We start from the raw sequence: 15,192 nt of genomic DNA, 5'->3' as shown, positions 1-15,192 counted from the left end.
TTTATCTTTTATATTATTATGCTTGTAAATTACCGACCATAACACGAATGACATCCGCAAGAGGAGTAGCTGAACGTTTCAGCAGTTTCTCTAAATCGCTACTTTCAATATTAAGCCAACCTTCACGAATACCACGTTGTATAGCTACAACTATTGGAAGCGCAGCTTCTGGGACACCCACCTCCGACATGGTCTTGGCATAAGCCTCGTCGTCAACCTGGATTACTTTGATTTCTTTACCCATTACGCTGCCTATGATCTCAGTCAATTCCTCTTGTGTTAAAGGTTTGCCAGACAATTCATACACTGTGTTCTCATGTCCGTCACCTGTCAGTACATTAGCTGCAGCTTCTGCATAATCTCCGCGTGTAGCCCAGCCAACTTTACCGTTCCCTGCTGAAGTCACCCATGGGGCACCTGCTAGAGCGCCTTGAATGGAGCCGATCTCATTCTCCAAATACCAGTTATTACGGAGGAAGCTGTAAGGAATGCCTGTTGCGCGAATAGCTTCTTCGGTGATGCGGTGAACTTCAGCAAGAAATAGTTCACTCTTGTCTGCTTGTCCTACACTTGTGTAGGCAATGAAGCCAACGCCTGCTTTTTCCGCAGCAACAACAGCTGCTTTATGTTGACGAATCCGGGTTTCATTATCACCATCTGCGGATACAATTAATAGTCGATCCACACCGGCAAATGCTGATTCCAGCGTCTCAGGTTGATCAAAATCACCATGACGGACTTCTACTCCACGCGCCTGAAGATCACTTGCTTTTTCTGGGTTCCGCACACTAACTACAAGATCACCTGCGGGTACAGTTTTAAGTAAAGCTTCTATCACCAATGATCCGAATTGACCTGTTGCTCCTGTTATTGCTATTTTCATTTTTACTTCCTCCTCAAATTAGGATGATAAATTTATTTTTAATCACTACCTGTAACTATTGTAGTTACAATCAGTTTAGATGTCAACTTATTTATGATCCCAACTCTGGCTGGATAATAAACAGAAGAATTAAAAAACTATATTCACAACAAAAAAACCACCGTCATTTCCGTTAGGAAAAACGCTGGTTCTATGATCAGCTCCATATCAACTTAATAATGGTCCCTTGTCCAGGGCTACTCTCAACAGCAATCCTGCCCTCCATACATTCGATTAATCCCTTGGAGATCGCCATGCCAAGGCCGGATCCGTTGGAGCTAGATACGGTGTCCGTTCCTCGATAATAACGTTCAAATAGACGGTTAAGTGTGACTTCATCCATTCCATCGCCATCATCGGAAAATTGAATAGTAAATCCACTGTCCTCATCATTCATAGTAAGCGAAACCGTTAAAATCGTATCTGAGGGGTTATGAAGTAAAGCATTCGCAGTCAAATTGTTGACCACCCGCTCTAGCCATGGAGTATACAATCGAGCTCTCACTTCGTTTGGTGCCGGCACAAATATAATTCGTTGCTTCCCGTATTCGGGATTTGCAGCAGCTTGATCAAGGGCTTGATGTAGCCAAAAGTTCAATTCCACCTCCATCAGCTCTGGTGGCTTGATCCCTGTTTTTAGCCGATAGGTCATGGCAAGATCACTAATAAGCATGTCCATATGGGCTGATTTATCCAGCATCGTCCTTGTAAACTTGCGAACTTCCTCTTTCGACCAATCATACGAAGGCTCCGCCAGTAAATGGGCATAACCAGTTATAGAAGATAAAGGAGTTTTTAAATCATGTGTAACACCTGCGATCCATTCTTCCCTCAAATTCTCTGTTTGTTGCCGCAACGCTTGATCTCTCTGCAAATTAGCAGATAATTTCTCTATGGATACCATAACATCAGAAAAAACCCGGTATCTCCGTCTCCATTTACCTACGTGTGTTCGACTACGACGATTTCCTTTACGGTCCATAGGCTCTGTATATATGGCATTTCCAATGGAATCGAGCCATACAAGCATATGCAGCATTGGCGCTCCAAACCTATGAGCTTGCCATAAAGAAAGCAATATAAATGCAAGCAATAAAGCCGCGAGCATTGCTAATGAGCCTTTAATAACAATTTTAACCTCTTCAGGTACCCATACCTTTTGGCCTATATCTGCTCCCTTTACGTTTGGTTGTCCAACGATCCATGTTTGGCCGGTTTGTTTATCAAAAGAAGATCGGACATGATAGCCGTAACGTTCACTGTAGAGAGTGCGTAGTGCTAGCTCTGGCACTGAGTACTTGGTGGGAATCATCTTTGGCCTATTATAGGAGAGCAGCTCCGTACCCGATGAATCAATGAGTTGAACAAAAGCCTGTGATGATTTAATTTCTCTTTCAATCGAATCAGGCAGAACCAGATCTCCATCTACTGCATCAAATGTACCTTCGCTCATTTTTTTTAACAGAGGATCTAGTATATTTGGCGCGCCATAAAGAAGCGTGAATTGTCTCCCATTTTTCTCTTGAATCCATACAGCCAGAGTATACGGAAAAGGCTGAGTCCCTGTCCAATAGGCGACTACTTCACCCAGTCCATATTGAATTGGGACATCTTTTGGAGTGTTGTAGGCACTTTCAACTTTTCCATTTTCATCGATGTTTTGCAGCCAGCCCTTATTCTTCTTCACTTGCTCCAGCAAGCTCGGGGAAAATTGAATGCCCTTCTCATCAATTTTGGAGGATTCAACCAGTTGCTCTAAGCCAACATTAGCAAAATCACGCGTAATACTGATATCGAGAAAACGCAACAGCATCCAAGTAAACGTTACTGCTGCAATAGCGAGAACAACCATTCCCGTAATTGCTAGCTGTAGAACGAACCTTAACGTTAACCGGCGTTTGATATTCATGGCATGGACAACGCCTGGTGGTCTACCTTCACCAGCTTATAACCAAGGCCCCTAACGTTAACAATAAATTTTGGATCGGACGGGTCTGCTTCGATACGTTCTCTAATTCGATGAATATGAACCATGACCGTATTATCATCACTCAGTGCTTCATCGCCCCATACTTTCTCATATAAATCACTTTTGCTGAAAATCTGATTGGGATGTTTGCATAGGAAGACCAGCAGTTGAAATACAAGTGCCGGACAAGCAACAGACTGATCCTCTACCAGGAGTTCTCCCGCTGTCTCATCTAGCTTAAACCTTCCGTAATCATATACATTTGCAGATTTATGGGGGACTATTTCTACACTCTTGCCAGTAGCCTGTTGGTTAGCAGAAGCAAAATATCTCCGCAGCTGTGCTCTTATACGAGCCACCACTTCAAGCGGGTTAAAGGGCTTAGTGATATAATCATCTCCACCTATAGCAAAGCCCGTTAATTTATCGAAATCAGACGTCCGAGCAGTCAGAAAAAGAATAGGAGCATCCGTCGTCTGCCGGATAAAAGGGCAGATTTCGATGCCACTTCGTCCGGGCAGCATTACATCCAGCACAATTAAATCATATTTTTTGGATTCACAGGCACTTACTGCTTCTTCACCTGTTTGCACTGTATCTATATTGACGTAGCCTTCCTTACGCAGCACTGTCTCCATAATGTCTAAAAGTGATACCTCATCATCAACCAATAAAATTGAAGCCTCATTCATATAAATTTTCCCTTTCACAATAGACGTTTTTATCATCATAGCATGATTTTTTTGGCTAGCAATCTTACTAATCTTAACGGAAGCTTAATTCGTATTCATTAAATAGCTAGTAAATTATGTAAGTGTTAATATAGAATTTCAGAAGAGCTAAGGCTAGACTGCTACAATCGTAATACTGGGAGGCGAAATATATGAACAAAAAACCTGAAAAAATCATTCATAAAGTTATTTTGAATACAAGAACTGCCTTGGCTGTAGGGTCACTGTCTTTATTAATGGCTGCCTGTGGAGGAGAGAATGCTGATGTGCCCACTAATGAAAAGGCGGAGCAGACAACAAACCCGGCCACAGCTGCCATTCTGAGTGGATTTGCTCCAGATGAACTATCAAAGATTCTACTGGACGGGAAGTACAAGGAGTTGTATGCCCGCTTTAACCAGCCTTTAAAAGATGAAATAAGTGAAACAGAATTAGCAGAGACAGGAAAAGAATTCACTAAGGGTATCCATACATTGGAAAAGGCATCGACCATGCAGCTTAATGGATTTGATCGACGCACATGGGTTAGTGATGCTGGCAATAAGGGGCTTGTCGGGATGTTTGATCCGGATGGGATGATTACATTAATTCAAGTTCAAGAGCTTACCCCTTCTCCTGAAACCGACAATGTACTAAGTAAACATGAATACGCACTGCCGTTTGAGGGAGATTGGTATGTGTTTTGGGGTGGTGAGAATGTGCTTGTGAATTATCATTATGAGTTAGAAATCCAGCGTTACGCTTACGATTTTATCCAAACCAAAGATAACTATTCCTATAAAGGAGACCCACTAAGAAATGAAAGCTATTATGCCTTTGGCAAAAACATTCTCGCTCCAGCGGACGGCACCGTTGTATCGGTTGTGAATGACATTAAAGACAATGAGCCAGTTGGGGTCATGAATCCGAATCAAGCTACCGGGAATATAGTTGTCATTGATCATGGCGGGGAATATAGTCATTTGGCGCATCTCAAACAAGGGTCAGTTACTGTAAAACTGGGGGATAAAGTCGAAAAAGGGGAGGTTATTGGCTTAACAGGTAATTCTGGTAATACGAGCGAGGCCCATCTACACTTCCAAATCTCAGATGGAGCTGATCTATTCACTTCCCGGGCAATCAGAGTTAAATGGGAGCAAGATTTAAAACCAATTCAAGGCGAGACTATTTTCGCCGCTAATTAGCGCTAAATTCCGGGTCGCTAAGGTTGTCTCTCATAAATAATAGATCAGATAAGACAACCTTGATCTTCCCTAAAAAACTTCCTGTATTCTGAGGAAAGGAAGTGTCAACCCCGATGTCTTTACTCCTAGGCTCTCATGTGTCTATGACCGGAACAAAAATGCTCCTTCGAGCTAGTGAAGAGGCAGCTTCTTATGGAGCGGCCACCTTCCTTTTTTATACCGGAGCCCCACAAAATACACGCCGCAAACCCATTGAAGCTTTGAATATTGAAGCAGGACATGCTCATATGAGAGATAACGGTATTTCTAATATTATTGTACACGCTCCATTTATTGTTAACTTAGGAAATACACTTTCGGCACAGGTCTTTGAGCATAGTATAGAGTTTCTTCAATCAGAAATCATAAGAACAGAAGCTTTGGGTTCAACCCAAATCGTCCTACATCCTGGCTCTCAAGCCGGCATCTCTCGGATCGTGGAAGGCTTAAACGAAGTGCTAACAGATAAACGAAATGTTCAGGTTTCGTTAGAAACTATGGCTGGAAAAGGTAGTGAATGTGGAGTCTCTTTTGAAGAACTTGCAGCTATTATTGATGGAGTGACCCATAATGAGCGTCTGTCGATTTGTTTGGATACTTGCCATATCCATGATGCCGGTTATAACGTTAAAGAAAATTTTGATGGCATATTGAATAAATTTGATCGATTGATCGGAATAGAGCGCCTAAAAGTCATTCACGTCAATGATTCAAAGAATATTATGGGCTCACGTAAAGACAGGCACGAAAATATAGGACACGGATATATCGGTCTTCAGGCGCTTCGATATGTGGTCCACCATCCTCAACTATCAACCATTCCCAAACTCCTAGAGACTCCCTCCATCGGTGAAAAGAAATATGTAAACGCACCCTATAAGCATGAGATTTCCTTGTTAAGGGGAGAAACAGATGAGCTGGTAAGAAAATAAGTTAATATGGTGGTTTTGAGCATAATCAATCTGTTAGACTACAGCTATTGGACTAGTTATTTATAAATAACTCCTTTGAAATACCTTTGATTTTTTTACAAGACATAGAAATTCATTCTCAATCATGGTTCAAGGTTTCTTTAATTATAACCCAACATTTTCCTTATATATTAGCTGTTCGCCCCACATAATTGTCTTCCTACATCTTATTTATTGCTATAATGTTCAATTAAGTTGCAAATGTTTCAAGAAAAATCAAGTAAATGAACATAACAAAAAACAGGTCAATCATGGGGATATCTAACCATAATCGACCTGTTTTTTGTACCGCTTTAGAGATAATTAGGTTGTACTTTCCAAGTATTTGTGCATGTACAAACGAAATAATTATATCTTATATCCGAATATTACATATAGTTAAGTGTATGATTAGTTCACTCGGCACGGCACTAGCCACAAACTATTAAGAGTCTTCACATTCCTTTTCACATATAAGCCAAATAATTACTCAGTGTTTATTTCTAAATGTGGACAATAGATATGACCATTAGGGTCGATAATATATTTAACAGTTGCTTCATTGTCTGAAATAACAATTGTGTATTCATTTTCCGCAAAAAAATCATTTGGTTCTATACTTACTCAGACTAACCAAACTGAACCATTAATACTGTCGAATTGACTATAAAATTTTATGTCACGCTCCAAATTATCTAAAATCTCACCTGACAACTCATATTTATTTTTATATTCTCGGGCAATGCTCAAAGCTATTCCCAAAGTTAAATTGGTATCCATTCTATATTATTTAATAAACTTCCCTATAACTTTAATCAGAGCTTCTAATCCTTGATAAAAGTTTCCAAGTCAACCTAATCTAATTCTTTATTCGGTTTTCCAGTATTGCTAAAATCTAAAAGAGACTTCATCTCATGGCTTGATATGCCAACTAGCAATTCTCCATGTATTGTAATGCTTGAATTCACAAAATGTATTTCATCAAAACCAGTGATATTTAGGAATTTCGTATTTTCAAAGTGACAATTAAGGAATTTCACATTTTTAAAAGTAGAATTATTAAATGTTGATGATGAAAATCTAGTGTTTTTAAATTCAACTTCAGAAAAAGTTGAATCATCCATATATGTTAGTTCAAGTTGTGCATTTGAAATTTCCACATCAAAAAACTTCGATTCATAAAAGGTTGTTCTAAAAGAATCTAAGTTTTTGAAGACTGTTGAACTAAACCTCGTATCGTCCGCCTTACCTTTCCTGAATATATTATCTGAAAATTCACACCTATTAAAGTTACTACCGCAGAGAGATGCTTCACTTAAATACACGTTTGAAAAGTCACACTCGTTGAATACTACTTCTAAAAAACTACTATTGTTTAAATCATATCCTGTAAACACTATCCCATCAAAAGAAGTATCTTGATAATTAAGTTCGCATACTTCTTTTGAAAGCCCCATTGAAAACTCAGTGTATTTCTTTAGTTTTGTAAATAAATCCATTTAATAACACCTCCTAAGGCCATGTAACAACTTTATCTATAAAACCTTGAATTGATATTTCATGCAAAAGTTCTGCTTTGTTTTCGATACTTAAATTAGTGACATCTAGTATCACATTTTCACCTTCGCTTAGAGATTTATTAATTGATCTCATAGCGCTCGAAAGTTTGTAACCTCCCTTTTTAGGCGGATAATTTGAATTAAAGGACTTGACATCCCAAGCTTGCCCTTTTGCATCTATAAATTCTGCTTTTCCAGATGGATCTCTAGCTATAGGTCCATCTAGTTTTTTCATTTCCTCAAGTTCTAACCCAACCCTTGCCTCATGTTTTCCTTTTTCAATATCAATCTGCCTTGTGGAACCTGCATGAGCTGGATCATGTGCCAAAGCGTCAATCTCAGATTGTGTTCTTTTGCCAATAAAATTCTCAGCTTCGTCAAATTGGTCAACAAGTCTATGATCTGTCTGACCTTTACCCGTCCCCTCAATCTTACCACCTTTCACATCCCCAAACCCATTCATCTCATTTATATAATGCTCCTGCACAAATGTTTTGGGCAGTGGATTCGAATCCATGGGGATCTTTCCTACATTAAAAGCAACACCTTCTGGTGCGTTTTTGAATTTCGGGAGTTCAGCCAAGTGCTCGGAATACTAATTACTTAACTTACTTGTAGCCAACAGATTTCTTTCCTGCACCGTTATGTTACGGACAAAGTGCTACTCTTTGCTTTTTATTTCTCAATATTACTATCGTTATATGGCATTTTACAGCTGCTAGTAATGTCGAAGAAACCGCAAATAACAAAGGTAACAAAAAACAGGTCAATCATGTTGGTATCTAACCATAATCGACCTGTTCTATGTAACGCTTTAGCGTTATTAAGGTTATAAATTTGCAAATATTATTAAGCGAACAAACAAAATAACGAAATTTTTATATGGGTATTACATGGGTTATTTGTGTTATTGGTTGAATGATGGGTTCATTCGGCACTGAGTAGCCCCCTCAATAAAATAATTGCAAGACAAAAAGAACACCACCATTCGTGTCATTTAATTCTTAACTAAAATATTCATTTACTACCGCAGTTAATTGATCGTTTCCTAACTCAATGTTAGTCAAATAATAAATGAAATAATCTTCTACTTCACTTTGTTTGAATAGACTCAGATATTGAAATGCAAGTAGTGCAGTATTGTCTATTCCATAATTATCTTCCAATTTTGTTTTTACATATTGAATTACTTGATTAATAAATCTATTGTCTTTTATCTTAAATAGAACATTAAGAATGAATGTAATCTCGTCCTCGTTCTCTAGTTCAAAAATCTCACGCATCTCATTCTCATCTAATTCTTCTTGAAATAGCTGTTCCTTAATCAAATTAAATATTTTTAAAGCCTCTAATTCATCATTATAATAATCTTCCCAAAAACTTAGATAAGCAAATTGCTTCGGTAATAAAGCTGAACTATTATTGGGTTTGTTCCACAATATCCAATCAGAATTCACTTTCTCGGAAACAATGTCAAATAAAGAGATTGAATAAGGCACAACTTGCTTTATATCATTTTCCAATCTATATAATCCCTCGCCGTTTCTGCTTGTTTCCACAGAATAAACCATATATTTTTTATTTATTGATAGATTCTCTTTTTTCTCTAAATCCTCTTTAAGACGTACTCTCATTTATCTTACTCCTTTAATATTAAAATCGACATCCAGTTCAATTATCCAAAATAGGTCGGTTTCATTTGCTCTGAGATTCTTAGGTTTGGATACCTTCAATTTTATATCAAACGGACTAATTCCTCCTGTTTTCTGATTTTGATAAAAATGAACTTCTCCCTTTCCATACGGAGTTTCATATTGTTGCTTTGATGTCATTTTAGCCCAATCATCTATTTTACTACCATCACTAGTTAATATCCTTTGAGCCTTTTCATCCCATAAATCCTCGCCTTTAATTATGACATCGGAGTTAGATAAAATATCTTCTTTAAGAAGTGATTGCTTAAACTGTTGATGTTTATAAATGTCACTAGCTTTACCCGTCCCCTCAATCTTACCACCTTTCACATCCCCAAACCCATTCATCTCATTTATATAATGCTCCTGCACAAATGTTTTGGGCAGTGGATTTGAATCCAGGGGAATCTTTCCTATACTGAAAGGCACACCTTCTGGCGTGCTTAAAAACGGCTTGAATTTCGGGAGTTCAGCCAAGTGACCGGAATTCTGAATGACTTTATTGAGGTCCTTCACGCCTTCCATCGCTTTAGTGGCAAAATCTTGTACCCCATCGGCCACTTTTCCTACCTTTGTACCCTTTGTCACAGATAGCCCCGGTACCAATACAGAAGCAGCTGCACCCAGCATGGAAGCTTTTTCCTCCGGCGTTCCCTCATTAAAGTTATGATACATCTTCTTTGCTGCTTCTGCCAATACTTCTGGATGTTCCATGATATAAGATGCTGTATCTGCCATTTCCTGTGTCGTCTTCTCCGGGTCTATGACAAAATGGAATGTAAACGTTACTGTATCCACAACACCCATAATGGTTTCCTCGATAAGAGATCCTACAAATGCCCGCGTAACCGCATCCGCTTGAACCACTTTTTTCCGCCATTCGGTCATTCCGTAGGTTGATTCCAACCACGAATAATATACCGCTAACGAATTGGTTTCGTTAGGTTTTAATACATGCGCATTAAAATAGTTGAGGGTTATCTCATTCCTATTGTTATATGCGGTAATTGGTGTCCCATCTGGAAGCTCCATCGGCGGAATATTCAGTCGTTCCCCTACGAGTTGGTGCTTGGCCCAGGCTCCCTGTTCTCCCGTTTCCATCGCCATACGAAGCATCAGCAGATACGATTCATTCTGAACTAATGGTACGCTGCTGGTAGTAATCGACGGATCATAATCACACGCCTTAACCACTGGCTTCTTGAAATAACCACTTAGATCCTTACCTGCTTGGTAATGGACTTCGTCTATGCCTAGATATTTCAGCTTTTGGCGTGCGTCTTCCGCCAGCTTATGCATTGCTTCCATTTGAGTCTTGTTTCCAAACGCTTGATATACTTTATATGCGGTCTGCGCTTTTGCAATTTGATCCCGTGCCTGGTAGATATCCTTCAGCTTGCTTTGGGCTGTAATGGAGTCGATCGTTCCCAGTCCGGAATTCTTAACTGTTATTTGGAGTTTCTGCACCAAAGGATCGCTATTCAACTCATCCCGCCCCATTAAAGCGGCAACCGAGGTGATCAGATTCTTGACCATCTTTTGGGCATACGTTGGGATCGGAAACTGCCCACTTGCATTGCCTCCCCCAAGTTTTCCGAACATCCCTCCAAGAGTACTAAACTGCTGAAAAAGTTGATCAGCCTGCCTCTTGTTCTCATCCTGTGCACCTTGAACCCCTTTTACTGCAAGACGAATAATATCTTCAAGCTTTTCAGCTTCTACCGTCAGTTCATTGATAAGTGTCTGAGCTCGTATCAAATCTGAACCCAGCGGAATCCCACCCCAGTTATTGGTCTGACCTCTCAGCTGCAAGTACAGCCGGTTGGTATCTTGGCTTACCAGTCTGATTTTTGTCTGCAGGCGTTCAACTTCATCTTCTTTAAATACCATTTTGTCCAATGCCATTTATGACCTCCAGTTCTTACACTTAGACCATCCAATGCACTACTTTTTTCGACCCCTCAGGTCTTTATGTACTACTTCATATTTAAAAACTTAAGTATTTGGAGCGCACACCTAACCTATATATCGGCGTAACTTCCCATTATTTTACTTTAAATCCTTTCTTTTAATTTTTAATTCTAATCACTGCTGTAAGAATAAGTAGACAGCAAAAAAACAGGTTGATTATAGTGGTAGCTCCCCTATAATCAACCTGTTAACTGAACGCTATAGCGTTATTTACGTTATTCTTTTCTAGCGTCTAAATGATCGATTATCCTTTAGTAGGATCACTGGTCACTATAGATGCATTTACCTGGAGTTTTTTTAACGAGTTTTTCTTTGCTGTTAATTCTTTGGAAAGATCAGCTTGCAGGCGATTCATGTTTTTAATTTCATCGTTAAGCTTTTTGATTCGCGTCATTTTACTGCTCAAATCTGTGTGAGACTTGCTAAATTTCATATCCTGTTCTAATTGATTAATTTTGAATTTGGATTTTTCCTTTTTGTTCTTCACGTTTTTGAGCTTGCTCTCTACCTCTATGATTTCTTGTTCTAACCTTTGGATCATTGGTTTGGTGAAATTAATCGCCATTCTTACACCCCATATCATTTAGTGTTGCCGAGAATCAATTCTACTATAAAAGAACAAAAAAGCACACTCATTAGAGTATGCTTTTTAAAAATAATCAGAGAAATAAGGATGTTCTGGCCTGATTAACCCTTCCAAGAACTGAACTGTTGCTTCATCTGCCTGGATCCGACCGATCCTAGCCAAATAGGTAGGTCGCTTATAGCCCATTAACATCGTGGTTAAAGTAGGAATGTCAATCAACAAGGAAGGGTTAGTCCCTCCTGCGTGCAAAACACCTGTTCCATCTTTATCCACATTAAGTGTAAATGTACCCCGGTTCCATTCCAGCATCGGATCACTCAAGGTGAAGATAAGGCAACCCTCTTTATCCTGTTTTTTAAACGGATACTGTTCGATAAATAATTGCACATCCACTATCCGGGCCATAAAATAAGGAGCAATGGTTTCCTTGATGTCACCATCATCTAAAACGAAGGAAAGCGGCTCCCCTTTATAAATATCCCCTTTGACAAGAGTAATCATCGAAAAATGTGCACTTATAAAGTTCCATAATCCCACCCGAGCTTCTTCGTTGATATAAACCATTTCTTTGATATAAAAGATCTCCTCAGCAACCCAATACAACAGATACCCTGTGGGCAAATCATCATTGTTATAATAGATGCCTACCGTCATTTCATCCAGATCCCAGCGTAAATATTCTTCCCAAGCCAACTTATTTCGAAGCATAGCTCCATGATGCTGCATGGAGAACTGATCATATATCTCCTTGATATCCGGATGTTCAATAGTTACCCGCTCCACGTTCCCAGGAACTTTTTTAGTTTTCGGCAGCTGGGTATCCGGAACTTCAAATGAGATTTTATCGGTAATGATCTCCCAGCCTTTCCGCCTATAATATGGAATGGAATACGGAAATAGATAAGAAATTGATTGCTTGCGGCCCCGCATTTTAGTTAATGCATGCAGCATCAGCTTATTCATTAAACCTAAATTAGCATATTCGGGATAGGTTCCAACACCCGTCAGGCCACCCATCTCATAAATTCGCCCAAAAATATTTACTTGAAATGGGTATACTGCTAACTGTGAAATCAATTTATCACCATCAAACCAACCGACTACATCAGCATACTTTAGAACTGGCAGCTTCGCTTGGGTGATTTCACGATTTTCCCAACCAAAGATTTGTAAATCACGATTCGTCACTTGAAATACATAACGTAATAAATTATTAAATTGCTCTGCATGTTTAGTCTCGACATTTGCTAACCTGATTCTATCCTGCAACTTATTGCGACTCACTATCAATACCCCCGCTGAATTACCCAGATATAAATCAGAAATCACTCTTATTATTCTTTATATCCGTTCAATAAATACATTCTTTCAGAGAAGGTTAGCCTAACGAGTTCTTTTGCAGCTTCGGGATCAAAGCATACGCAAACGTGATGAATGGGCTTAACCACAGAAGGGTGGCATAAGGTATATATTCAATTACCGGTACACCTAGTGTAGCAGCGAAAAAAGCACCGCTAACTCCCCAAGGAATTAAAGGATTAACAAGGGTTCCACAATCCTCTAACGTACGGGATAGTGTCTTTGCTGGAATGCCGCGGCGATTATATTCATCTTTGAACATTTGACCGGGCAACAAAATAGAAAGATACTGTTCACCAGTCATCCCATTAACCGCAATGGATGATGCGCCGCTCATAAGCACGATACTGCCTTTACGTTTGAGGGGTTGAATGATTTTGCGAAAAAAAGCCTCTATGACACCACAATGTTGTATTAGTCCGCCTAATGATAAAGCAATCAAGATAAGTGAAACGGAACTCATCATTGATTGCATTCCACCTCGGTTAACGATAGAAGCAACGGTTTCATTGGCAATAGTACTTTCGTATCCATTCTGCATCACACTGAACCAGACACCGATTTCTGCCTGCTGCTGAATAATAGCGGTCACCAGAAGACCAGTGACAATGCCAACCATCAGTGTAGGAAGGATTGGGATTCGTTTGATTGAGCAAATAATAACGGCAAGTGGTGAGATCAACGTTAACCAGTGAATACTAAATCCATCCTGTAGAGCAAACTTAATCCCCTGAATCGACGATAAATCAATCGCATCGGCTTTTGGTGCGAACAAGAAAAAGACAGTAGTTATAATAAGCGCTGGAATCGTTGTGTACATCATATTACGAATATGTGTGAACAAGGATATACCTACCACTGCAGGTGCGAAATTTGTAGTATCAGATAAAGGAGACATTTTATCACCAAAACAAGCTCCACAAATAATCGCTCCAGCAGCAAGTGTTGGAGAAATCCCTGTCGTCAAAGCAATACCCATCAAAGCTACACCAATCGTGCTAACGGTGGTGAATGAGCTTCCAGTAAACATAGAGACGACAATTGTGACATATAACGCGCTTACTGCAAAGTAGTTCGGATTAATATAATCCATACCATAAAATAAAAGTGTAGGCACCGTACCACTCATCATCCATACAGCGATCAATATTCCGATTAGCATGAGGATAAGAATGGGCATTATAGCTGTTTGTATGCCTTTGATGATAGCAGCCTCAATATCTTTCCATGACACGCCAAATAAACCCAATAAGACTGCTGTGCCAACTGTGGTTGCGAGAAGCGGGATATGAGGTTCTGCTTTTAATAGGAAAATAGATACAAAAAGAAATGCAAGAATAAAGGCGATGATAATCATACTTTTTGAAAAACTAAGCTGACGGTCCATAACGATAGTGCTCCTTAACATTGTGATTGGGATAAAATCCGAAGAATGCGGCGCTTCCTTACTTTTAAGCTTTTAGGCTTTTGGGCAATGAAGCACAGAGGTAATATTAACGATAAGAAAGAGAAGAGTCAATGTTAAGAACATACAATGAAGGTATTTCCATTAAAAAACAGAGGGCAAAATGCCGCTCTGCTTTATATTCATCCTATTCACTTTACAATTGCAGCTTTAAAATATCCTGCGGAGTTTCAAATTTATATTTCGCGGGAATATGCTCATGCTGCTTGCATCCCCATAAAGCTAATCCAAAATCGACACCAGCATCTCGTGCACATTCATAATCATAAATCGTGTCCCCTATGTAAATAGATGATTCAGGGTTTGCTTTTGATACTCTAATAAATTCTAGCAAGGGGTCTGGATGTGGCTTATGCTTTGCTGTATCTTCTGCGATAACGGTATATGATAAATATTTAGTTAAGCCAAATGGAACGAAATCGTCATTTAGCTCATCTCTTGTCTTGGAAGTCACAATTCCTTGAACGATCTCTTTTGACTGTAATGAACTCATTACATCTACAATTCCGTCAAAGATGTTAATAGTATCATAGAAATCTTTCATGTAAACATTCCATCTCTCATTGCCCTCATGAATATCTTCGATCCCAAGTTGCGGTAATGAAGCTGAACCTGGAATACCTAACACAAAATTAAGCTCTGACAATTCATACTCTTTGTTGTGATCCACCTTTAACATCTTTTGCAGAGAACTCAAAACAGCAATTTCTGTATCAATTAAGGTTCCATCCACATCAAAGATTACAGTGTTATATTTACGCAT

General features: G+C 39.2%; 14 protein-coding genes. 2 read left to right on the top strand and 12 right to left on the bottom strand.

The window, feature by feature from the left end:
• Window positions 1–16: 16 nt before the first annotated feature.
• The 3 genes from NSQ50_RS14690 to NSQ50_RS14680 form a co-directional block, all read right to left on the bottom strand.
• Complete coding sequence (locus NSQ50_RS14690; RefSeq protein ID WP_076099274.1) at window positions 17–883, bottom strand: SDR family oxidoreductase; 867 nt, start codon at window positions 881–883, stop codon at window positions 17–19.
• 196 nt (window positions 884–1,079) lie between these two features.
• Complete coding sequence (locus NSQ50_RS14685) at window positions 1,080–2,831, bottom strand: sensor histidine kinase (RefSeq protein ID WP_076222547.1); 1,752 nt, start codon at window positions 2,829–2,831, stop codon at window positions 1,080–1,082.
• On the bottom strand, window positions 2,828–3,583 hold the full coding sequence (locus tag NSQ50_RS14680) for a response regulator transcription factor (RefSeq protein ID WP_076222549.1): 756 nt from the start codon (window positions 3,581–3,583) through the stop codon (window positions 2,828–2,830). Before NSQ50_RS14680 ends, NSQ50_RS14685 begins: the two co-directional genes overlap by 4 nt.
• 191 nt (window positions 3,584–3,774) lie before the next feature.
• Between NSQ50_RS14680 and NSQ50_RS14675 the strand changes: the two genes are divergently transcribed.
• Both NSQ50_RS14675 and NSQ50_RS14670 read left to right on the top strand, forming a co-directional pair.
• On the top strand, window positions 3,775–4,806 hold the full coding sequence (locus NSQ50_RS14675) for a M23 family metallopeptidase (protein WP_076222551.1): 1,032 nt from the start codon (window positions 3,775–3,777) through the stop codon (window positions 4,804–4,806).
• 113 nt (window positions 4,807–4,919) lie between these two features.
• The gene (locus tag NSQ50_RS14670) at window positions 4,920–5,777 is read left to right on the top strand and encodes a deoxyribonuclease IV (RefSeq protein WP_076222554.1); all 858 of its coding nucleotides are present in this window, start codon (window positions 4,920–4,922) and stop codon (window positions 5,775–5,777) included.
• A 642-nt stretch (window positions 5,778–6,419) separates the two neighbouring features.
• Here the strand turns inward: NSQ50_RS14670 and NSQ50_RS14665 are convergent.
• The 9 genes from NSQ50_RS14665 to NSQ50_RS14625 form a co-directional block, all read right to left on the bottom strand.
• Window positions 6,420–6,575, bottom strand: a complete 156-nt coding sequence (locus NSQ50_RS14665) for a hypothetical protein (protein WP_340949593.1) — start codon at window positions 6,573–6,575, stop codon at window positions 6,420–6,422.
• Window positions 6,576–6,649: 74 nt separating this feature from the next.
• Window positions 6,650–7,294 (bottom strand): pentapeptide repeat-containing protein, encoded by a 645-nt coding sequence (locus tag NSQ50_RS14660; protein WP_076222556.1) that lies wholly within the window; start codon window positions 7,292–7,294, stop codon window positions 6,650–6,652.
• A 13-nt stretch (window positions 7,295–7,307) separates the two neighbouring features.
• On the bottom strand, window positions 7,308–7,871 hold the full coding sequence (locus NSQ50_RS14655) for a hypothetical protein (protein WP_076222558.1): 564 nt from the start codon (window positions 7,869–7,871) through the stop codon (window positions 7,308–7,310).
• Window positions 7,872–8,358: 487 nt separating this feature from the next.
• A complete protein-coding gene (locus NSQ50_RS14650; protein WP_076222560.1) occupies window positions 8,359–8,988 on the bottom strand; it encodes a hypothetical protein in 630 nt (209 codons plus the stop codon).
• Entirely contained in the window at window positions 8,989–10,953 is a 1,965-nt protein-coding gene (locus tag NSQ50_RS14645) for a hypothetical protein (protein ID WP_179087723.1), read from the bottom strand. It abuts the gene before it with no gap.
• Window positions 10,954–11,263: 310 nt separating this feature from the next.
• A complete protein-coding gene (locus NSQ50_RS14640) occupies window positions 11,264–11,584 on the bottom strand; it encodes a hypothetical protein (protein ID WP_076134909.1) in 321 nt (106 codons plus the stop codon).
• Window positions 11,585–11,668: 84 nt separating this feature from the next.
• Window positions 11,669–12,889: a GNAT family N-acetyltransferase gene (locus tag NSQ50_RS14635; protein WP_036677937.1), complete on the bottom strand. Its 1,221-nt coding sequence runs from the start codon at window positions 12,887–12,889 to the stop codon at window positions 11,669–11,671.
• A gap of 94 nt (window positions 12,890–12,983) precedes the next feature.
• Window positions 12,984–14,351, bottom strand: coding sequence for a Na+/H+ antiporter NhaC (nhaC, locus tag NSQ50_RS14630; RefSeq protein WP_076222563.1), 1,368 nt, complete (start codon window positions 14,349–14,351; stop codon window positions 12,984–12,986).
• A gap of 214 nt (window positions 14,352–14,565) precedes the next feature.
• Entirely contained in the window at window positions 14,566–15,192 is a 627-nt protein-coding gene (locus tag NSQ50_RS14625; protein WP_036677941.1) for an HAD family hydrolase, read from the bottom strand.

Origin of the sequence: Paenibacillus sp. FSL R10-2788 (assembly GCF_038003885.1) — a bacterium.
Classification (GTDB): domain Bacteria; phylum Bacillota; class Bacilli; order Paenibacillales; family Paenibacillaceae; genus Paenibacillus_AQ; species Paenibacillus_AQ odorifer.
The sequence above is the reverse complement of the archived record's forward strand: the minus strand, read 5'-3'. Positions and strand labels throughout refer to the sequence as shown.

Coding starts and splice junctions, on each gene's coding strand:
- NSQ50_RS14690 (WP_076099274.1), bottom strand. CDS start 883: ATGAAAATAGCAATAACAGGAGCAACAGGTCAATTCGGATCATTGGTG.
- NSQ50_RS14685 (WP_076222547.1), bottom strand. CDS start 2,831: ATGAATATCAAACGCCGGTTAACGTTAAGGTTCGTTCTACAGCTAGCA.
- NSQ50_RS14680 (WP_076222549.1), bottom strand. CDS start 3,583: ATGAATGAGGCTTCAATTTTATTGGTTGATGATGAGGTATCACTTTTA.
- NSQ50_RS14675 (WP_076222551.1), top strand. CDS start 3,775: ATGAACAAAAAACCTGAAAAAATCATTCATAAAGTTATTTTGAATACA.
- NSQ50_RS14670 (WP_076222554.1), top strand. CDS start 4,920: ATGTCTTTACTCCTAGGCTCTCATGTGTCTATGACCGGAACAAAAATG.
- NSQ50_RS14665 (WP_340949593.1), bottom strand. CDS start 6,575: ATGGATACCAATTTAACTTTGGGAATAGCTTTGAGCATTGCCCGAGAA.
- NSQ50_RS14660 (WP_076222556.1), bottom strand. CDS start 7,294: ATGGATTTATTTACAAAACTAAAGAAATACACTGAGTTTTCAATGGGG.
- NSQ50_RS14655 (WP_076222558.1), bottom strand. CDS start 7,871: ATGGATTCGAATCCACTGCCCAAAACATTTGTGCAGGAGCATTATATA.
- NSQ50_RS14650 (WP_076222560.1), bottom strand. CDS start 8,988: ATGAGAGTACGTCTTAAAGAGGATTTAGAGAAAAAAGAGAATCTATCA.
- NSQ50_RS14645 (WP_179087723.1), bottom strand. CDS start 10,953: ATGGCATTGGACAAAATGGTATTTAAAGAAGATGAAGTTGAACGCCTG.
- NSQ50_RS14640 (WP_076134909.1), bottom strand. CDS start 11,584: ATGGCGATTAATTTCACCAAACCAATGATCCAAAGGTTAGAACAAGAA.
- nhaC (WP_076222563.1), bottom strand. CDS start 14,351: ATGGACCGTCAGCTTAGTTTTTCAAAAAGTATGATTATCATCGCCTTT.
- NSQ50_RS14625 (WP_036677941.1), bottom strand. CDS start 15,192: ATGCGTAAATATAACACTGTAATCTTTGATGTGGATGGAACCTTAATT.